This window comes from Agromyces sp. Y558 (assembly GCF_059445415.1).
The window spans coordinates 533830-552904 of record NZ_JCAIUH010000002.1 but is presented as its reverse complement, the minus strand read 5'-3'; the positions used below and the strand labels follow the sequence as shown (position 1 = coordinate 552904).

The 19075-nt window shown below is 67.4% G+C and carries 15 protein-coding genes and 4 tRNA genes; 9 read left to right on the top strand and 10 right to left on the bottom strand.

The genetic code is table 11. The features are described 5' to 3' along the window. Positions 1–2: 2 nt before the first annotated feature. A complete protein-coding gene (locus tag AC1C2T_RS14410; protein ID WP_495385744.1) occupies positions 3–599 on the top strand; it encodes a hypothetical protein in 597 nt (198 codons plus the stop codon). 126 nt (positions 600–725) lie between these two features. Here AC1C2T_RS14410 and AC1C2T_RS14405 read toward each other — a convergent pair. The 3 genes from AC1C2T_RS14405 to AC1C2T_RS14395 all read right to left on the bottom strand — a co-directional run bounded on the left by AC1C2T_RS14405 (position 726) and on the right by AC1C2T_RS14395 (position 1028). Beyond that, positions 726–800, bottom strand: a tRNA-Val gene (locus AC1C2T_RS14405). Between the two features lie 25 nt (positions 801–825). Further along, positions 826–899, bottom strand: a tRNA-Cys gene (locus AC1C2T_RS14400). A 57-nt stretch (positions 900–956) separates the two neighbouring features. After that, positions 957–1028 (bottom strand) — tRNA-Gly (locus AC1C2T_RS14395). A 250-nt stretch (positions 1029–1278) separates the two neighbouring features. Here AC1C2T_RS14395 and AC1C2T_RS14390 point away from each other — a divergent pair. Further along, a tRNA-Val gene (locus AC1C2T_RS14390) sits at positions 1279–1351 on the top strand. A 139-nt stretch (positions 1352–1490) separates the two neighbouring features. Further along, positions 1491–1850, top strand: coding sequence for a VOC family protein (locus tag AC1C2T_RS14385; protein ID WP_495385743.1), 360 nt, complete (start codon positions 1491–1493; stop codon positions 1848–1850). 3 nt (positions 1851–1853) lie between these two features. Here AC1C2T_RS14385 and AC1C2T_RS14380 read toward each other — a convergent pair whose 3' ends face one another. From AC1C2T_RS14380 to zapE, 3 genes are all read right to left on the bottom strand, one after another. After that, positions 1854–2414 carry a type II toxin-antitoxin system PemK/MazF family toxin gene (locus AC1C2T_RS14380; protein ID WP_495385742.1) on the bottom strand — a complete coding sequence of 187 codons (561 nt, stop codon included), beginning with the start codon at positions 2412–2414 and terminating at the stop codon, positions 1854–1856. A gap of 63 nt (positions 2415–2477) precedes the next feature. After that, on the bottom strand, positions 2478–3698 hold the full coding sequence (locus AC1C2T_RS14375; RefSeq protein WP_495360313.1) for an ammonium transporter: 1221 nt from the start codon (positions 3696–3698) through the stop codon (positions 2478–2480). A 295-nt stretch (positions 3699–3993) separates the two neighbouring features. Then, positions 3994–5049: a cell division protein ZapE gene (gene zapE / locus AC1C2T_RS14370; RefSeq protein ID WP_495385741.1), complete on the bottom strand. Its 1056-nt coding sequence runs from the start codon at positions 5047–5049 to the stop codon at positions 3994–3996. A gap of 141 nt (positions 5050–5190) precedes the next feature. On the opposite strand from zapE, the gene AC1C2T_RS14365 reads away from it, so the two are divergent. Next, entirely contained in the window at positions 5191–6090 is a 900-nt protein-coding gene (locus AC1C2T_RS14365; protein WP_495385740.1) for a sulfurtransferase, read from the top strand. 47 nt (positions 6091–6137) lie between these two features. Next, positions 6138–6575 (top strand): SufE family protein, encoded by a 438-nt coding sequence (locus tag AC1C2T_RS14360; RefSeq protein ID WP_495360316.1) that lies wholly within the window; start codon positions 6138–6140, stop codon positions 6573–6575. Between the two features lie 62 nt (positions 6576–6637). On the opposite strand, the gene AC1C2T_RS14355 is transcribed toward AC1C2T_RS14360, so the two are convergent. Further along, positions 6638–7852: an alpha/beta hydrolase family protein gene (locus AC1C2T_RS14355; protein ID WP_495385739.1), complete on the bottom strand. Its 1215-nt coding sequence runs from the start codon at positions 7850–7852 to the stop codon at positions 6638–6640. 85 nt (positions 7853–7937) lie between these two features. On the opposite strand from AC1C2T_RS14355, the gene AC1C2T_RS14350 reads away from it, so the two are divergent. The 4 genes from AC1C2T_RS14350 (at position 7938) to AC1C2T_RS14335 (ending at position 13136) form a co-directional block, all read left to right on the top strand. Then, positions 7938–8525, top strand: coding sequence for a DUF3000 domain-containing protein (locus tag AC1C2T_RS14350; protein ID WP_495360318.1), 588 nt, complete (start codon positions 7938–7940; stop codon positions 8523–8525). Continuing rightward, positions 8518–9714 carry an HRDC domain-containing protein gene (locus AC1C2T_RS14345; RefSeq protein ID WP_495385738.1) on the top strand — a complete coding sequence of 399 codons (1197 nt, stop codon included), beginning with the start codon at positions 8518–8520 and terminating at the stop codon, positions 9712–9714. Before AC1C2T_RS14350 ends, AC1C2T_RS14345 begins: the two co-directional genes overlap by 8 nt. Before the next feature lie 75 nt (positions 9715–9789). Further along, a complete protein-coding gene (locus AC1C2T_RS14340) occupies positions 9790–10995 on the top strand; it encodes a thiolase family protein (RefSeq protein WP_495360320.1) in 1206 nt (401 codons plus the stop codon). Further along, positions 10995–13136, top strand: a complete 2142-nt coding sequence (locus tag AC1C2T_RS14335) for a 3-hydroxyacyl-CoA dehydrogenase NAD-binding domain-containing protein (RefSeq protein WP_495385737.1) — start codon at positions 10995–10997, stop codon at positions 13134–13136. Before AC1C2T_RS14340 ends, AC1C2T_RS14335 begins: the two co-directional genes overlap by 1 nt. A gap of 103 nt (positions 13137–13239) precedes the next feature. Here AC1C2T_RS14335 and dxs read toward each other — a convergent pair whose 3' ends face one another. The 3 genes from dxs to AC1C2T_RS14320 all read right to left on the bottom strand — a co-directional run bounded on the left by dxs (position 13240) and on the right by AC1C2T_RS14320 (position 19074). Then, positions 13240–15189 carry a 1-deoxy-D-xylulose-5-phosphate synthase gene (dxs, locus tag AC1C2T_RS14330; RefSeq protein ID WP_495385736.1) on the bottom strand — a complete coding sequence of 650 codons (1950 nt, stop codon included), beginning with the start codon at positions 15187–15189 and terminating at the stop codon, positions 13240–13242. 129 nt (positions 15190–15318) lie between these two features. After that, positions 15319–18129 carry an aconitate hydratase AcnA gene (acnA, locus tag AC1C2T_RS14325; protein WP_495385735.1) on the bottom strand — a complete coding sequence of 937 codons (2811 nt, stop codon included), beginning with the start codon at positions 18127–18129 and terminating at the stop codon, positions 15319–15321. Positions 18130–18285: 156 nt separating this feature from the next. After that, positions 18286–19074: a DUF3159 domain-containing protein gene (locus AC1C2T_RS14320; RefSeq protein WP_495360833.1), complete on the bottom strand. Its 789-nt coding sequence runs from the start codon at positions 19072–19074 to the stop codon at positions 18286–18288. Position 19075 lies beyond the last annotated feature (1 nt).

Below are 19075 nucleotides of genomic sequence, written 5' to 3'. Positions count from 1 at the left end.
TCATGTTCAATGACGACAAGGAATCCCCCGGCGGCGGCTTCGACGACCGGGTCATCCACCTCTCCGAATTCGAGGTAGATATCACGCCCGCCGACTGGGTGGAGAAGCACCGTCTCGACAGCCTCTTCCCCGGGCCGGTCTTCTGGGCGCCGATCGAGACCCTCACCCCCACGCGCACGGTCGGCAGCGGACGAACGAACCTCACACTGATCCGTCCCACGATCATGCAGACGGATGCCGCGACCCCCCACGCCGGATTCGACCTGCGCGAGACCCCGAACCGGAACCCCGCGGTCTCGGTGCACTTCGCCCCCGGGGCGTACGGCATCACCGGGGTCGGCACTTACGTGTTCACCTTCGCCGTCGACGCACCGACGCGGGCCGCGTTCAGCCCCACCGGCTTCGCCGGAGGCGGAACCGTCGACGCGCCTGGATCGATCCGGTTCAGCGGGAGCCGCGTGATCACGATCATCCTGAGGAACGTGCCACCGACGGCCGAGGTGTGGGCGGCGATCGAACAGACCGCGGGCGAAACCTGGTCGTGGTTCAGCACCCGGATCGGGCACCCGCCGCTCGTCCTCGAGGTGCTGCAGCCCTGACGAACAACCGGAGCGCAGCCCTCGAGAGCGCGTTGGTACACCCTCCCAAAGGCAAGTTGCAATATTGCCCGAGTATTGCCCACGCGATCCAGACAAGAAAAAACCCCCGGTAAACCGGGGGCTTCGTGGTGGGCGATACTGGGATCGAACCAGTGACCTCTTCCGTGTCAGGGAAGCGCGCTACCGCTGCGCCAATCGCCCAAGTCGAGAATGGAGGTTCTCAGCTTGGAGGTGGATACGGGATTCGAACCCGTGTATACGGCTTTGCAGGCCGCTGCCTCGCCTCTCGGCCAATCCACCGTGTCTGGGTTCACCACCAAAAGAACAGGAATCGGGCTTTCGCCCGATCCTGATCAGAGCGGATGACGAGATTCGAACTCGCGACCCTCACCTTGGCAAGGTGATGCGCTACCACTGCGCCACATCCGCAACGCCCGCATTTCTGCGTGCAGAGAGACTCTAACCGATTCCCGGATCGATTCACAAACCGAGGGGATCGAGTGGCCCGTTCGCGCCGGTCACGAGGGGAATCCGTGCCCACTTCCCGGGCGTGTCGAGGTCATTCGTCTCGCATCCGCAGCGATGGGGCATCCTGCGCCCCCATCTCATCGATGTGCATTCGCCCCACGCCGTCGGCTAGTATCGAGTCCGCGGTCACCATGTGCGACCGCTCACACTTGGGCGATTGGCGCAGTTGGTAGCGCGCTTCCTTCACACGGAAGAGGTCGTCGGTTCGAGTCCGGCATCGCCCACGAAAGCCCCCACTCCACTGGGGGCTTTCTTCATTCTTCGCGCGCCTCGAACGCGCCCTCCCGTTCGGCCCTGGTGTTGTGGCTGCTGCGGCCGCCCACTACGGTGTGCCGTGAACACGCATCGATGCGAGGGGGAACCATGTCGGGCGAAGTGTCGTTCATCGAGTTCGGGGCAGCGGATGCTACGACTGCACGCAGCTTCTACGGGAAGCTCTTCGGCTGGTCGTTCGCGTCGGGGCCGGGCGGCAATGGCTACGCGGTCGACGGTGCGGGCGTGCCCGCCGGCGTGCACGGCGGCGATCCGGGCGCCGCACCGTATGTGTTCTTCAGGGTCGATGACCTCGACGCCGCTGTCGCCTCGGTCGAACGCCTCGGGGGTACCGTCGAATCGCTTCCCGGTGCCGATGACGAGGAGACCGTCGCCATCTTCGGTCAGTTCCGGCTGTGCCGTGACGATCAGGGCTCCCCGTTCGGGCTCCACCATCCGCCACGGGCGTGAGGCTCAGCGCCAACCGTAACGCGCGTCGAGTGCGGCCGCCACGAGGCTGTAGCGCGCCGCGTCGAGCGACGACGCCTCGCGCCGCATGCCGCCCGCCCGCACCCGGAACACCCGGTCGATGCGCGCCCAGCTCGGGCGCCCCTCCGCGTCCCACGCGCCATCGCCGAGCGCGACGAAGTCGCGATCAGCGTCGTGCGCCTTGCTGGTCAGCTGTACGGCGAGGTAGTCACCAGCACCGGATGCCGCGATGATCACGACCGGCCGGTCCTTGCCACGCCCGTCGTTCTCCTCGTAGGGCACCCAGGTCCAGACGACCTCACCGGGATCGGGCGCACCGTCACGCGCCGGCGCATAGCCGAGCCTGACACCGCGCAGCTTCCGCGGATCCACCTCGACGGTGGCCGACGGCCCCGCCTGCCCCGCTTGCCCCGCTTGCCCCGGCGAGAGCGTGTCGGTCGCGGTGGCCGCCCGCGACGGGGCATCCGATGACTGCGTCGACCCACTGCCGACGAGCGACCTGAAGACGCGGCTGAGGGCGGTGAGGAAGCGGCTGGTGTCTGACACACCGGCACACTACCCCACCGCCCTCGCGACCCGACGGGCCCGTTCACCGCGGGCCCGTCAGGATCAGACGTTCTCGAGCTTGTAGCCTTCCTCGCCGTGCACGACCGTGTCGATGCCCGCGATCTCGTCTTCGTTCTTCACGCGGAAGCCGATCGTCTTCTCGATCGCGAAGCCGAGAACGAACGCGACGATGAAGGAGTAGAGCATCACCGCGAGTGCGGCGATCGTCTGCACTGCGAGCTGGCCGAGGTCGCCGCCCGTGAAGAGGCCCGTCTCGATCGCGAAGAAGCCGAGGTAGAGCGTGCCGATGAGGCCGCCGACGAGGTGGATGCCCACGACGTCGAGCGAGTCGTCGAAGCCGAGCTTGAACTTCAGCTCGACCGCGAGGGCGCACACCGCACCCGCGACGGCGCCGAGGAGCAGGGCCCAACCGGGCTCGAGGTTGGCGCACGCCGGGGTGATCGCGACGAGACCGGCGACGGCACCGGAACCGGCGCCGACCGAGGTGGGCTTGCCGTCCTTGAACTTCTCGACGAGCATCCAGCCGATGATTGCGGCTGCGGTTGCGCCCAGGGTGTTCACGACGATGAGTCCGACGTTGGCGAGGCCGTTCAGCCACTCGGCGCCGGCGTTGAATCCGAACCAGCCGAACCAGAGGATTGCAGCGCCGAGGAGCACGAGCGGCACGTTGTGCGGCTTGTCGATGCCCTTCTGGAATCCGACGCGCTTGCCGAGAACGAGCGCGAGGGCCAGAGCCGCGGCACCTGCATTGATGTGCACGGCGGTACCGCCGGCGTAGTCGATGACGCTGGGCAGGCCGAGCGTCTCGCCGAGGTTCAGGATCCAGCCGCCACCCCACACCCAGGCCGCGACCGGGAAGTAGACGAGCGTCGCCCAGATGCCGGCGAAGATCATCCAGGAGCCGAACTTCGCGCGGTCGGCGATGGCGCCGGAGATGAGCGCGACCGTGATGATCGCGAAGGTGGCACCGTATGCGACACCGATGAGGTCGGTGTTCGCCGACTCACCCGTCGCGAGTGCACCGAGCCCGAAGTCCGAGAACGGGTTGCCCGCGAAGTCCCAGACGCCGCCCACGGCGCTCATGTTGAAGCCGTACAGCAGCCAGAGCACGCTGACGAGCCCGAGTGCGCCGAAGCTCATCATCATCATGCTGACGACGCTCTTGGCCTTGACGAGGCCGCCGTAGAAGAAGGCGACACCCGGCGTCATGAACAGCACGAGCGCTGTGGCCGTGATGGCCCACGCAATGCTTCCCGTATCCATTGGATTTCCTCACACCTCGGTGAATCTGCAGGGGACATACCGCGAGGGTGACGGGGCGTCGGTCTCGGGTACTGCGATCAGAGTGGTGCGGTGAGGTTTCGGCGACGCTGCACGGTTCGTTTCGCGTCGGTTACGAACGAGCACCCTGTGTAACGAGCATGTTTCCGGATGCCGCGAGGCCGCCGACAGATCGGCGGACACGGGGTGCCGCGGTTGCGGGCGACACGATCGATGCGACATCCGCTCGGCGGCCGTCGAGCGACGGGCCAGACCAGCGGATGCCGCGGAGCGCGCGTCAGTCGTGCGGCGGCAGTTCGCCCGTCGTGAGCGCGATCATGCGCGACATGGCCCGCAGGTACTTCTTGCGGTAGCCGCCGGCCATCATGTCGGTGGCGAAGACCTCGTCGAGCGGCAGACCGCTCGCGATGATCGGCACCTCGGCGTCGTAGACGCGGTCGATGAACGCGACGAGTCGCAGCGCAGCATTCTGGTCGGTGAGCTCGTGCACGCCCTCGAGCGCGATGAACTCGAGTCCGGCGACGAGCTTGACGTACTTCGAGGGGTGCACGGTCGCCAGATGCTCGACGAGTTCGTCGAAGCCGTCGAGCGAGACGCGATGGCCGCGAGCTGCGAGCGCAGCCGCCGTGCGAGCGACATCGGCGTCGCCCGCGAGCGACTCGGCATGCCCCTCGGTATCGCGGCGCCGATAGTCGAGGCCGTCGATGCGCAGCGTCTCGAAGTTCGACGAGAGTGCGTGGATCTCACGGAGGAAGTCGGATGCGGCGAACCGCCCTTCGCCGAGCGCATTCGGCGGGGTGTTCGAGGTCGCGGCGACGCGGGTGCCACCGGCCATGAGTTCGCCGAGGAACCGGGTCATCAGCATCGTGTCGCCCGGGTCGTCGAGCTCGAATTCGTCGATGCAGACGAGTTTCGCGCCGCGCAGCAGCTCGACCGCCGGCTGGTAGCCGAGAGCGCCGACGAGGGCCGTGTACTCGATGAAGGTGCCGAAGTACTTCGGGCCGTGCGCAACGTGCCACAGCGCGGCCAGCAGGTGCGTCTTGCCGACGCCGAACCCGCCGTCGAGATAGACACCTGGCAGCTCGATGCGCGCAGGGCGCTTGCGAGAGAAGAACCCGCCCGGACGCTGGGCCGCGCGCCAAGCACCTGCGAACTCCTTCAACCGATCGAGCGCGGCCTGCTGCGAGGGGAAGTCGGGGTCGGGACGATACGACTCGAACGATGCGTGCTCGAACTGCGGCGGCGGTGAGAGCTCCGAGGCGATCTCGGCGCCCGAGATCGATGGGCTCCGCTCGATGAGACGGATGAGGGCATGGCTCGATGCCGTGGTCATGCTGGAGGAGCTCCCGTATTGCATCGGATGACGGGCGTACTGACTTCACCCCGTGCGCCGCGTAGATTCGTGGTGGACAGGTGATCAGCCTAGTCCGCTCCCCCGCACACCCCGCCCGACCGGGCTCCCCAGGAGGCTCCCATGCCCGCCGAATTCGACTCAGCAGCGAAGCTCGCCGAGTACGCCCACCCCGAGCGTCTCGTCACCACGGAATGGCTCGCCGAACACCTCGGTGAGCCCGGCCTCGTCGTCGTCGAATCCGACGAAGACGTGCTCCTCTACGAGATGGGGCACATTCCCGGCGCGGTGAAGATCGACTGGCACACCGACCTGAACGACCCCGTGGTGCGCGACTACATCGACGGCGAGCAGTTCGCTGCGCTCCTCGGTTCGAAGGGCATCGCCCGCGATACCACGGTCGTGATCTACGGCGACAAGAACAACTGGTGGGCCGCGTACGCGCTCTGGGTCTTCACGCTCTTCGGTCATGAAGACGTGCGCCTCCTCGACGGCGGTCGCGACCTCTGGATCGCCGAGGGTCGCGAGATCACGACGCATGCTCCCGAGGTCACGCCCGTCGAGTACCCCGTGGTCGAGCGCGACGACAGCTCCGTGCGCGCCTACAAGGACGACGTGCTCGCCCACCTCGGCAACCCGCTCGTCGACGTTCGCTCGCCCGAGGAGTACAGCGGCGAGCGCACGACCGCACCGGCCTACCCCGAAGAAGGCGCTCTTCGCGCCGGACACATCCCCACCGCGGCATCCGTACCCTGGGCTCGTGCTGCGGCCGCCGACGGCACCTTCAAGCCCCGTGAAGACCTCGACGCCATCTACCGCGGCGAGGTCGGCCTGGAAGACGGCGACGACATCATCGCCTATTGCCGCATCGGCGAGCGTTCGAGCCACACGTGGTTCGTGCTGAACCACCTCCTCGGCTTCGAGAAGGTGCGCAACTACGACGGTTCATGGACCGAGTGGGGCAGCGCCGTGCGGGTTCCGATCGTGACCGGCGACGCGCGCGGCGAGCTCCCCGCACGCTGAGACGGCTGGCGGGCGGGGTCGCCGGCCACCATGGGAGAATGGAACCGATGGAAGCGCCGACCCTGCCCGCACGACTCGCCGAGACCCGAGACGATTTCCTCGCACTCGAGGTGCGCGATCGTCTGCAACTGCTGCTCGAATTCTCGAACGAGCTGCCCGAACTGCCCGCGCGATACGCAGACCACCCCGATCTCTTCGAGCGGGTCGAAGAGTGCCAGTCGCCGGTGTTCATCTTCATCGAGGTCGATGACGGCCGGGTGCACCTCTACGCGACGGCACCGGCGGAATCCCCCACCACGCGCGGGTTCGCCTCGATCCTCGCGCAGGGCCTCGACGGGCTCACTGTGCAGGAGGTCTTCGACGTTCCCGCCGACTACCCGCAGTCGCTCGGCCTCGCTGCGGCCGTCTCACCGCTCCGGGTTCGCGGCATGACCGGCATGCTCGCCCGCACCAAGCGGCAGCTGCGCGATCGCATCGCCGCCTGACCGGCGATCGGAACGTTCAACGCCGGCGGTCGGCGCTGGCGGTTCAACGCTGCCGGGCGCGGTCAGCCCGCGATCTGCGCCTCGTCGCCGAGTCGAGCGACGCTCTCACCGCGTCGGGTGAGCCAGTCGTGCACGAGCCCCGTCCATCGTTCGGGATCGTGATTCCAGAGCTTCGTGTGCCGCGCACCCTCGAACTCCTCGAACTCGATGAGGTCAGGCCTGGCCGCGGCGAAGCGGCGTGATCCGTCGATCGGCACGAAGCCGTCGTCGACACTGTGCATCAGCAGCATCGGCACGTCGAACTCGTCGGCCCGAGCGATGGGATCGAGCTCCTCGACGTCGATCGGCGCCGCGATGCCGGTGAGCCCGACCCCGAGCGGCCCACCGAGCACCCGCACCACGAGGTCGCCGAGTTCGGGCGGGAGGCCCTGCAACCGGCCCTGGAATCGGAGGATGTCGGTCCAGTCGATCGCGGGCGAGTCGAGCATGACGCCAACGAGGTGTTCGCGCACCTCCGCAGAGCGCAATACCGCTTGGAGCGTGATCGCGCCGCCCATCGACCAGCCCATGAGCACTATCTGCTCGGCGCCGTGCTCGACTGCGAATCGTGTCGCAGCGACCACGTCGACCCACTCGGTGCCGCCGAGCCCGTACTTGCGGTCTTCACTCTCGGGCGCCTCGCTGTCGTTGCGATAGGAGATGAGCAACGAGTTCCAGCCGGCGGCACGCACCGGCGGCACGGCGCGGAGACCCTCTGGTCGTTTCGACCCTCGGCCGTGCACCTGGATCACCCAGCGCGCCGATGCATCCGCAGCCCTGATGAGCCATGCCGGGGCCGGGCCCAGCTCCGTCTCGATCGCCACGTTCTCGTACGGCGCATCGAATTCCCACGGGCCGAGGTGGTACCACCCGTTGATGCGGCCGCGTCTCGCCCGGGCGAGTCGGCCGAAATCGACGGATTCGATGCCGCGACGCACCTCGCGTTCACCGTCGTCGATGACGTCGCCGAGTCGGGCGTGCCCCGCGTCGTGATCGAACCAGAGCCCGTACCGGCCCCGCATGCGGGTCTCGTCGGAGCCGACGAGCGTGATCTCGCCCGCCGCGAGGTCGACGCGGGCGATGCGCACGTCTTCTTCGTGCTTTTCGGGCGGAGTGACGACCTTCCGTGCGAAGTACACGGCCAGGGCGGCGGTCGCCGCGCCGATCGTCACCGCGATGAGCCCCACGGCGGCAGCCGCGATCCCGATTGCAGAACTCGTACCGTGCGTTCGACGCATCCGTTCCTCCCGAACCAGCCACCGTGTGCAGAGTGATGCGGCGTGCCGCCGACGTCCCCCGCACCCGAGACTCTAGTCTGCACACGTGCCCGACTCCGTGCCTCCGCTTCCTCCCGAGTTCGAGGCCGCGCTCGACTCGTTGCGTGCGGCCGCTCCGCGGTCCGAGCTGCGCGTCACCGAAATCCCGGCGCCGGGCTCGCTCGCACCGAACTCGGTGGCCCTCTCGGCCGACGTCACGCCGAGTCGTCACGACGATTCCGAACTCGGCACCGGACGATTCGTGCTTCTGCACGACCCGAGCGAACCGGAGGCTTGGGGCGGCCGGTTCCGGATCGTCTGCTTCGCGCAGGCACCGCTCGAGACCGACATCGGCCTCGACCCATTTCTCGCGGATGTCGCGTGGTCGTGGTTGGTCGACGCTCTCGACGCACGTGGCGCCCGTTACATCGCGGCGTCGGGCACGGCGACGAAGATCCTCTCCACCGGATTCGGTGAGCTGGCCCGGCAGGGCGACGGCGCCCAGATCGAGTTGCGCGCCTCATGGACGCCCCTCGACTCGACCATCGGCCCGCATGTGGAAGGCTGGGGAGAGTTGTTGTGCATGCTCGCAGGACTCCCACCCCGATCGGAAGGGGTGACCGCACTGCCACGTCGGAGGACGAACCGTGGATGAATTCCGGGTGATCGACACCCCCGCCGCCTACGATGAGGCGGTGCGGCGGCTCCTCAGCGGTGAGGGTCCCATCGCCGTCGATGCCGAGCGTGCCAGCGGATTCCGATACTCCCAGCGTGCATACCTGATCCAGATGTTCCGGCGCGGTGCGGGCACCTTCCTCTTCGATCCGCCGCAGATTCCCGACTTCTCCGAACTCCAGGCCGGCATTCGCAGCGAAGAGTGGGTGCTGCACGCAGCCAGTCAAGATCTCGCCTGCCTGCGCGAGGTCGGGCTCGATCCCGACCGCATCTTCGACACCGAGCTCGCCGCGCGGTTGCTCGGCATGCCGCGCGTCGGCTTGGCGTCGGTGGTGGAAGAGCTCCTCGACATCCGTCTCGCCAAGGAGCATTCGGCATCCGACTGGTCCAATCGGCCCCTGCCGCAATCGTGGCTGAAGTACGCGGCCCTCGATGTCGAGCTCCTCGTCGATGTTCGCGAACGCCTCGGCGTCGCTCTTATCGACGCCGGCAAAGCGGAGTTGGCCGACGAGGAGTTCGGTGCAGTGCTGCACCGTGCGGCCAAGCCGCCGGCTGCCGAGCCATGGCGCCGTCTCTCCGGCATCCACGCGATGCGCGGGCCCCGAAACCTCGCGGTGGCCCGCGAGCTCTGGCTTTCACGCGACGAACTCGCGACCGAGACCGACGTCGCACCCGGTCGTCTGGTTCCGGATGCCTCGCTCCTCGCGGTGGCGCGCTCGTTGCCGTCGACCCGGCGTGCGCTCGCCGACCTGCGCGAGTTCAACGGTCGTGCGAGCCGCACCGAACTCGATCGTTGGTGGGGCGCTGTAGAGCGCGGCTTGGCCACGACCGAGCTGCCGGCCGTGCGGGTTCCCAGCGATGCGCCTCCCCCGCCGCGCGCATGGGCGGCGCGCAATCCCGAAGCCGATGCCCGTTTGCGAATCGCGAAGGTGGCCGTCGCCGAGATCGCGGAGCAGATCGACATGCCGATCGAGAACCTGTTGACGCCCGACCATCTGCGCCGGGTTGCATGGACTCCGCCCTCCGAACCGACCGCCGAGGCGATCCGCGACGCGCTGCTCGCACTCGGCGCGCGCCACTGGCAAGTTGCGGCAACCTCACAGATAATCGCCGATGCATTTGTAGAGGCAGCACAATCGGTCGAGGACGCCACCTCCGACGCTTCGTAGGTTCCGTCAAGCGATTCAGCGGCACCGCAGCGGCGTTCGTAGGATCGAAGCAACTGATCGAAAGTGAGCTGCAGCGTGGCTGATCAAGCTGAAGTCGTGTTCGTCGACGGGGTCCGCACCCCGTTCGGCAAGGCCGGCGACAAGGGCATGTACTGGAACACCCGAGCCGACGACCTCGTCGTGAAGGCGATCGTCGGACTCCTCGAACGAAACCCGAACGTCCCGAAAGACCGCATCGACGATGTCGCCATCGCCGCGACGACGCAGACCGGAGACCAGGGACTCACCCTCGGACGAACGGCGGCGATCCTCGCCGGCCTCCCGAAGACGGTCCCGGGCTTCTCGATCGACCGCATGTGCGCGGGCGCCATGACGGCCGCCGCGATGATGTCCGGCTCGATCGGCTTCGGCATGTACGACATTGCGATCGCCGGCGGTGTGGAGCACATGGGCCACCACCCGATGGGCTCAGGCGTCGACCCGAACCCGCGCTTCCTCAGCGAGAAGCTCGTCGGCGAAGACGCCCTCGTCATGGGCGCGACCGCCGAGCGCATCCACGACCGGTTCCCGCAGCTCACGAAGGAGCGCAGCGACCGCTACGCCCTCGCCAGCCAGCAGAAGACGGCCGCGGCCTACGCTGCGGGCAAGATCCAGCAAGACCTCATCCCGGTCGCGATCCGCACCGAAGCGGGCTGGGGACTCGCCACTCGCGACGAGGTCATGCGCCCCGAGACCACCCTCGAAGGCCTTGCCGCGCTGAAGACTCCGTTCCGCCCGCACGGCCGCATCACTGCCGGCAACGCTTCCGGGCTGAACGATGGCGCGACCGCGGCGATCCTGGCCTCCGGTACCACCGCCAAAGAGCTCGGCCTCTCGCCGAAGATGAAGCTCGTCAGCTACGCCTTCGTCGGCGTCGATCCCGAGATCATGGGAATCGGCCCGATCCCAGCGACCGAGAAGGCACTCCGCAAGGCGGGGCTCTCGATCGACGACATCGGCCTCTTCGAGATGAACGAGGCGTTCGCGGTGCAGGTGCTCTCCTTCCTCGACCACTACGGCATCGCCGACGACGACCCCCGCGTGAACCCGTGGGGCGGTGCGATCGCGGTCGGCCACCCGCTCGCCTCCTCCGGGGTGCGCCTCATGAACCAGCTCGCGAGCCAGTTCGCCGAGCGGCCCGACGTGCGCTACGGCATCACGAGCATGTGCGTCGGCCTCGGCCAGGGCGGCACGATGGTCTGGGAGAACCCGAACTACGACAAGAAGGCGAAGAAGGCCTGATGACCGACTACACGAAGATCGACTTCGGTTCGCTGGTGGCCCTCGCGGGCGACGATGAGGTCGTCACGCACTCGTACGTGCGCGACATCCCTCTGGCTTCGGGCAAGACGCTCGCACTCATCACTCTCGACAACGGACGCGACCACACGCGCCCGAACACACTCGGTGCGGCGACACTGCTCGAGTATGCGAAGACGCTCGATGAGCTGAAGGCGCGCGCCGCCGCCCGTGAGATAGACGCGGTCGCCGTCACGGGCAAGCCGTTCATCCTCGCTGCCGGCGCCGACCTCTCGAAGGTCGCCGAGATCCCCGACAAGGAGACCGCGAAGAAGTTCGTGCAGCTCGGCCACTTCGCGCTCGCGAAGATCGGCGAGGTCGGCGTGCCGTCATTCGTGTTCTACAACGGCCTCGCACTCGGCGGGGGCCTCGAGATCGGGTTGCATGCCGACTACCGCACGGTGGATGCCTCGGCACCGGCCCTCGCGCTGCCCGAGGTCTTCCTGGGCCTGATCCCCGGCTGGGGCGGCGCGACGATCCTGCCGAACCTCATCGGCATCGAGAACGCTCTCAAGGTCGTCATCGAGAACCCGCTGAAACAGAACCGCACACTCAAGGGCCAGGATGCATACGACCTCGGCATCGCCGACGCGATCTTCCCGTCGGTGAGCTACCTCGAGGACTCCATTCGCTGGGCCGACGACGTCATCTCCGGACGGATCAAGGTCAAGCGGTCGAACGAACCCGGCAAGGTGGAACGCCTCGTCAAGTGGGATGCGGCTATCGGCATCGCCACCAAGATGCTGAAGAGCCGCATCGGTTCGATTCCGCAGTCGCCGTACGCCGCGCTCGACCTGATGAAGGCAGCGAAGAGCGGCACGCGTGCCGAGGGATTCCAGCGTGAAGACGAGGTGCTCGCCGATCTCATCGCGGGCGACCAGCTTCACGCGTCCATCTACGCCTTCAACCTCGTGCAGAAGCGGGCCAAGCGCCCGGCGGGCGCACCCGACAAGGCACTTGCGAAGAAGGTCACCATGGTCGGCGTGCTCGGCGCCGGGTACATGGCGAGCCAGCTCGCCCTGCTCTTCGTGCGCCGCCTGCGGGTGCCGGTGGTCATCACCGACATCGACCAGGCACGCGTCGACAAGGGTGTGGCCAACATCGCGGAGGAGATCGACAAGCTTCTCGAGAAAGGTCGCATCTCCCCCGATGAGGCGAACCGGTTGAAGGCCCTCGTCACGGGCACGACCGACAAGGCCGACTTCGCCGACTGCGACTGGGTCATCGAGGCCGTATTCGAAGAGCTCGAGATCAAGCAGAACGTCTTCGCCGAGGTGGAGCAGTTCATCTCGCCCGAGGCCGTGCTCGCCACGAACACCTCCTCGCTGTCAGTCGAGCAGATCGGCGCGAAGCTTGCACACCCCGAGCGCCTGGTGGGCTTCCACTTCTTCACTCCGGTCGCGGTCATGCCGCTGATCGAGGTCGTGAAGACGCCGCACACCGATGAGGCGACGCTGTCGACCGCCATGGTGACCGCGAAGAATCTGCGCAAGAACGCCGTCATCACGGCCGACACACCCGGATTCGTCGTCAACCGTCTGCTCGCGGTGCTGCTCGGTGAGGCGATGCGCGCCGTCGACGAGGGCACCTCGTTCCAGACCGTCGACGAGGCGATCGCACCACTCGGCCTGCCCATGGCCCCGTCGGCGCTGCTCGACCTCGTCGGGCTCAAGGTCGGCGCGCACGTGCTCGACACGCACCACGCCGCGTTCCCCGACCGGTTCTACCGCAGCGAGAACCTCCACAAGCTCGCCGACTACGGCACGCTGCTCGACAAAGACGACAAGGGCAAGGTCAAGGGCTTCGACAAAGGTGCCCTGAAAATCGTCGCCGGCGGCAAGAACCCGCGCTCGGCGGCCGACATCCTCGTCGCACTGCAAGACGGGCTCGCCCGCGAGGTGCGCCTCATGCTCGACGATGGCGTGGTCGCGGCCGCTGAAGACATCGACCTGTGCATGATCCTCGGCGCGGGCTTCCCGTTCCAAATGGGCGGCCTGACGCCGTACCTCGATCGGGTCGGCGCGTCCGAACGGGTCTTCGGCGACACCTTCCACCACCCGACGATCACGGGTGTCGGAGCGTAACGTCCGGCTCGAGACGAACGGCCCTCGGCTTCACGCCGAGGGCCGTTCGCCGTACCGATAGTGCCGCGCCCCGAGGCATCCGATTCGCGGCCTCGACGCCGAGTCAGACGCGCGGCTGCGGTCTCGTGTCGGTCGGGACGTCTGCATCGACCCCGGCACCGCGCGCGTGCGGCAGCTTCGAACCGAGCACCATCGCGGTGACGTCTCGGGCAATGTGCTGGGGGGTCAGGCCGACCCGTTCGAGGATGTCGGCGCGCGAACCGTGATCGAGGAACTCGTCGGGCAATCCGAGCTCGGTCACCGCGGTGTCGACGCCGGCCTCGCGTAGGTCTTGCCTGATGCGGGTGCCGATGCCGCCCACACGGATGCCGTCTTCGATGCTCACGACGATGCGATGCTCGGCGGCGAGATCGATGACGCTGCGGGGCACCGGAACGACCCAGCGCGGATCGACGACGGTCGCCCCGATGCCCTGCGCCTCGAGGCGCTCGGCCACTTGGAGGCCGGTGCCGGCCATCGGCCCGACCGTGACGATGAGCACGTCCTTGCGGTCGGACTCGATGAGGACGTCGACCCCGTCGGCCGTGCGGCGAACGGCATCGAAGTCGCCACCGACCGTGCCCTTCGGGAAGCGGATCACGGTGGGAGCGTCGTCGACGACGACGGCCTCACCCAACTCTTCGACCAGTCGCACCGAGTCTCGCGGCGCGGCGATGCGGATGCCGGGAACCACCTGCAGGATCGACAGATCCCAGACCCCGTGGTGGCTCGGCCCGTCGGGGCCGGTCACTCCTGCCCGGTCGAGCACGAACGTGACACCGGCCTTGTGCAACGCGACATCCATCAGCACCTGGTCGAATGCGCGATTGATGAAAGTCGCATAGACGGCGACGACGGGGTGGAGTCCGCCGAACGCGAGACCCGCCGCGGCGGTGGCCGCATGCTGTTCGGCGATGCCGACATCGAAGACCCGGTTCGGGAACCGCTCGGCCATGCGGTGCAGGCCGGTGGGACGGAGCATTGCGGCGGTGATGCCGACGAGACGCTCGTTGCTCTCAGCGAGATGCACCATCTCGTCGGCGAAGACGCCCGTCCACGACGGGGCCGAGGCGGTCTCGAGGGACTCGCCCGTCTCGGGGTCGATCTGACCGACGGCGTGGAACTGGTCGGCGGCGTCCCGCAACGCAGGCTCGTACCCGCGGCCCTTTTCGGTGATGGCGTGCACGATCACCGGCGCGCCGTAGTCTTTCGCCTGGCGCAGCGCCGCCTCCATGGCACGCTCGTCGTGGCCATCGATGGGGCCGATGTACTTGATGTCGAGGTTGGAGTACAGCGCCTCATTTCCGGTGAACCGGCTGAGGAAGCCATGCAGCCCGCCTCGCACACCCCGGTAGAGCGCACGCGCCGGCGCGCCCATGTTGTCGAAGGCGCGGCGACTCGAGAGGTGCAGGTTGCGGTATGTCTGCTTCGTGCGAACGGTGTTCAGGAACCGCGCCATGCCTCCGATCGTCGGCGCGTAGGAGCGGCCGTTGTCGTTGACGACGACGACGAGCTTTCGCGTGTTGTCGTCGGAGATGTTGTTCAGCGCCTCCCACGTCATGCCGCCCGTGAGTGCGCCGTCGCCGACGACGGCGACGACGTGTCGATCGGTCTGTCCGGTCATCTCGAACGCCTTGGAGATGCCATCCGCCCACGACAGTGAGCTGGAGGCGTGCGAGCTCTCGACGATGTCGTGTTGGGACTCGGACCGTTGCGGGTAACCCGCGAGCCCGCCGGTCTGGCGGATGGTCGAGAGATCTTTGCGCCCGGTCAAGAGCTTGTGGACGTACGACTGATGCCCGGTGTCGAAGACGACCGCGTCGCGCGGCGACTCGAAGACCCGATGGATTGCGATCGTGAGTTCGACGACGCCGAGGTTCGGTCCAAGGTGCCCGCCGGTCTTGGAGACCGACTCGACGAGATACTCGCGGACCTCGCGCGCGAGCTGATCGAGCTGTTCGGAACTCAGTGCATCCAGATCACGAGGTCCCGAAATCGTCTCGAGCAGGGTCATGCAAATGCCTCCGGAGAATCGCGGGCGCTGCCGCTGGACGGAACGAGTCTACGCCGGGCTCTCTGAGAAGCCGGGCAGGGAACGGGGCGATCGGCGAAAAGCCGACCGCCCCGTTCCTCGCGAAATCGCTCAGACGAGCGAGCGCAGCACGTACTGCAGGATGCCACCGTTGCGGTAGTAGTCGGCTTCACCCGGTGTGTCGATGCGCACGACCGCGTCGAATTCGACCGTCTGCTTTCCGGCCGGGGAGTGCTCGGTCGGATCGGCGACGACCCGCACCGTCTTCGGCGTCGTGCCCTCGTTCAGCTGCTCGATGCCCGTGATCGAAACGACCTCCGTGCCGTCGAGCCCGAGCGATGCCCAGCTCTCCCCTGCGGGGAACTGGAGCGGCACGACACCCATGCCGATGAGGTTCGAGCGGTGGATGCGCTCGAAGCTCTCGGTGATGACCGCCTTCACGCCGAGGAGGCTCGTACCCTTGGCCGCCCAGTCGCGCGACGAACCCGAGCCGTACTCCTTGCCGCCGAAGATGACGAGGGGGGTGTCCTGCGCCTGGTAGTTCTGGCTCGCGTCGTAGATGAACGACTGCGGGGCGTCGGCCTGCGTGAAGTCACGCGTGTAGCCGCCCTCGACATCGTCGAGGAGCTGGTTCTTCAGGCGGATGTTGGCGAAGGTGCCGCGAATCATGATCTCGTGGTTGCCGCGACGCGAGCCGTAGGAGTTGAAGTCCTTGCGGTCGACGCCGTGCTCGGTCAGGTACCGGCCAGCGGGGCTGTCGGCCTTGATCGAACCGGCGGGGCTGATGTGGTCGGTCGTGACCGAGTCACCGAGCTTGGCGAGCACACGCGCGCCGACGATGTCGGTGACGGGCGTGGTCTCCATGGTCATGCCGTCGAAGTACGGAGGCTTGCGCACATAGGTCGACTCGGCATCCCACTCGAAGGTGGCGCCCGTGGGCGTCTCGAGGTTGCGCCAGCGCTCGTCGCCCTCGAACACGCTCGCGTACTGGTGCGTGAACATCTCGGTGTTGATCGAGGTGTCGATCGTGTGCTGCACCTCGGCCGCGTCGGGCCAGATGTCTTTCAGGAACACGTCGTTGCCGTCGGTGTCGGCTCCGAGCGCGTCGACCTCGAAGTCGAAGTTCATCGACCCGGCGAGGGCGTACGCGATGACGAGCGGCGGGCTCGCGAGGTAGTTCATCTTCACGTCGGGGTTGATGCGCCCCTCGAAGTTGCGGTTGCCCGAGAGCACCGCGGTGACCGCGAGGTCCTGCTCGTTGACCGCGGTCGAGATCTCGTCGATCAGCGGGCCCGAGTTGCCGATGCAGGTCGTGCAGCCGTAGCCGACGGTGTAGAAGCCGAGGTCTTCGAGGTAGCTCGTGAGACCGGCCTTCTCGTAGTAGTCGGTGACGACCTTCGAGCCCGGCGCGAGGGTGGTCTTCACCCACGGCTTGGCCTTCAGGCCCTTCTTCGCCGCATTGCGGGCGAGGAGGCCCGCGGCGAGCATCACCGAGGGGTTCGAGGTGTTCGTGCACGAGGTGATCGCCGCGATGGCGACGGCGCCGTGATCGAGCGTGAACTGCTGGCCGTCTTCGAGCCGCACCGACGTCGGGTTCGACGCGGTCGCAGGCGCGTGGCTGCGGTGGTGGTGCTCGTGGTGGCTGTGCTCGTCTTCGGGAGTGTTGCCGGGCGGGTCGGAGGCCGGGAAGGACTCGGCGCCCTCGAGATCGACGAGATCGTGGTCGACCCGAGCGTAGCTCAGCAGGTCTCTCTCGAACGCGCTCTTCGAATCGGTGAGCTCGATGCGGTCTTGCGGGCGCTTCGGGCCGGCGATCGAGGGCACGACCGTCGAGAGGTCGAGCTCAATGTACTCGCTGAAGGCCGGCTCGCTGTCGGCGTCGTGCCAGAGCTTCTGCACCTTGGAGTACGCCTCGACGAGCGCGATCTGCTCGGCGCTGCGGCCGGTCAGCCGCAGGTAGTCGAGGGTGACGTCGTCGATGGGGAACATCGCGGCCGTCGAGCCGAACTCGGGGCTCATGTTGCCGATGGTGGCGCGGTTGGCGAGCGGCACGGATGCCACGCCCGAGCCGTAGAACTCGACGAACTTGCCGACCACGCCGTGCTTGCGGAGCATGTCGGTGATCGTCAGCACGACGTCGGTCGCGGTCACACCCGTGGGGATCGCGCCGGAGAGCTTGAAGCCGACGACCTTGGGGATGAGCATCGACACGGGCTGGCCCAGCATGGCCGCCTCGGCCTCGATGCCGCCGACGCCCCAGCCGAGCACGCCGAGGCCGTTGACCATCGTGGTGTGCGAGTCAGTGCCGACGCAGGTGTCGGGGTAGGCGCGCAGCACACCGTCGACCACGCGCGTGAAGGTGACCTTCGCGAGGTGCTCGATGTTGACCTGGTGCACGATGCCGGTGCCCGGCGGCACGACCTTGAAGTCGTCGAACGCCGTCTGGCCCCAGCGGAGGAACTGGTACCGCTCGCCGTTGCGCTCGTACTCGATCTCGACGTTGCGCTCGAGTGCGTTCTCGGTGCCGAAGAGGTCGGCGATCACCGAGTGGTCGATGACCATCTCGGCGGGCGCGAGCGGGTTGATCTTGTTGGGGTCGCCGCCGAGGCCGACGACCGCCTCGCGCATCGTGGCGAGGTCGACGATGCAGGGAACACCGGTGAAGTCCTGCATGACCACACGGGCCGGCGTGAATTGGATCTCGGTGTCAGGCTCGGCCGTCGGCACCCACGACCCGAGGGCCTCGATCTGCTCCCTGGTGACGTTCTTGCCGTCTTCGGTGCGCAGCAGGTTCTCGAGCAGCACCTTGAGACTGAACGGCAGCTTCTCATGACCCGGCACGCTGTCGAGTCGGAAGATCTCGTAGGACTCATCACCGACGCGGAGCGTGTCCTTCGCCCCGAAACTGTTCACTGCAGACACGATGTCCTCTCCTTCGTGGATGCCGCCGAACATGCGGGCGACGCTCCATCTTCTCCGTCAGACATGGGGCTGTTCCAGCAAGGGTAACCTAAGCCACTCGCCCGCCGACAGGCCTCGCACGGTGTGCGGATTTATCTTGACGTCGAGATAACTCTATCACTCGGCAGAGCGAGCCGAAGACGGGTAGATCGCCCGCACGACGAGCCAGGAGAAGACCAGCACGAGCGCGTAGAGCGGCACACCCATGAGGAGGCGGGTGGCGCCGAGCGCCTCGACGTTGTCGACGAGGTAGAACGGCAACTGCACGGCCAGCCGTGCGACGAACAGCCCGATCCAGACGAGTGTGAGAACCTGCGCCGCCCGGTACTTGCGCTTGTCCTGCTTCCAGGCGACACCGTCGCCCATGAGAAACCCCACGATGAGGCCGATCGCCGGCCAACGAACGAGCAGCGACACGATCAGCGCGAGCGCGTACCCCGCATTCGTGAAGAACCCCAGCACGTAGTTGTCGCGCGCATTGCCCGACCAGAGGGCGAGCGCCGCCGAGGCGAGCACACCGATGAGCCCGGCGATCGCCTGGGTCGGCTGCCCCTTGGTGGCGAGGCGCACGATCGTGAACACCACGGCGAGGCCGACGGATGCCGCGAGCGCGGGCACGAGCGCAACCTGCGCGTCTTGCCCGGCGAAGCTCGTGAGCGCGCTGTAGACCACCAGGAACACGAGCCCGGGCAGGAGGGCCTCGAGGATGCCGCGAACGCCGCCGACCGCGGTCAGCAGGTCGCGGCCGCTCAGCTTCTCGTCACGGGCGAGCGCGCCGAGGCCGCTCTTCTCGGCGGCGGCTGCGAACTGCCTTCCGAACTCGCCGCCCTCTGCGGGCTGCCCCTCGGACGCGGCATCCGTTCGGCCGCTCTCATCGGGACGCGACGGCCCAGACGCATCCGTCATC

Excerpts from the sequence above, each read along its gene's own strand:
- AC1C2T_RS14410 (WP_495385744.1), top strand. The coding sequence starts at position 3 with ATGTTCAATGACGACAAGGAATCCCCCGGCGGCGGCTTCGACGACCGG.
- AC1C2T_RS14385 (WP_495385743.1), top strand. The coding sequence starts at position 1,491 with ATGTCGGGCGAAGTGTCGTTCATCGAGTTCGGGGCAGCGGATGCTACG.
- AC1C2T_RS14375 (WP_495360313.1), bottom strand. The coding sequence starts at position 3,698 with ATGGATACGGGAAGCATTGCGTGGGCCATCACGGCCACAGCGCTCGTG.
- zapE (WP_495385741.1), bottom strand. The coding sequence starts at position 5,049 with ATGACCACGGCATCGAGCCATGCCCTCATCCGTCTCATCGAGCGGAGC.
- AC1C2T_RS14365 (WP_495385740.1), top strand. The coding sequence starts at position 5,191 with ATGCCCGCCGAATTCGACTCAGCAGCGAAGCTCGCCGAGTACGCCCAC.
- AC1C2T_RS14360 (WP_495360316.1), top strand. The coding sequence starts at position 6,138 with ATGGAAGCGCCGACCCTGCCCGCACGACTCGCCGAGACCCGAGACGAT.
- AC1C2T_RS14355 (WP_495385739.1), bottom strand. The coding sequence starts at position 7,852 with ATGCGTCGAACGCACGGTACGAGTTCTGCAATCGGGATCGCGGCTGCC.
- AC1C2T_RS14335 (WP_495385737.1), top strand. The coding sequence starts at position 10,995 with ATGACCGACTACACGAAGATCGACTTCGGTTCGCTGGTGGCCCTCGCG.
- dxs (WP_495385736.1), bottom strand. The coding sequence starts at position 15,189 with ATGACCCTGCTCGAGACGATTTCGGGACCTCGTGATCTGGATGCACTG.
- AC1C2T_RS14320 (WP_495360833.1), bottom strand. The coding sequence starts at position 19,074 with ATGACGGATGCGTCTGGGCCGTCGCGTCCCGATGAGAGCGGCCGAACG.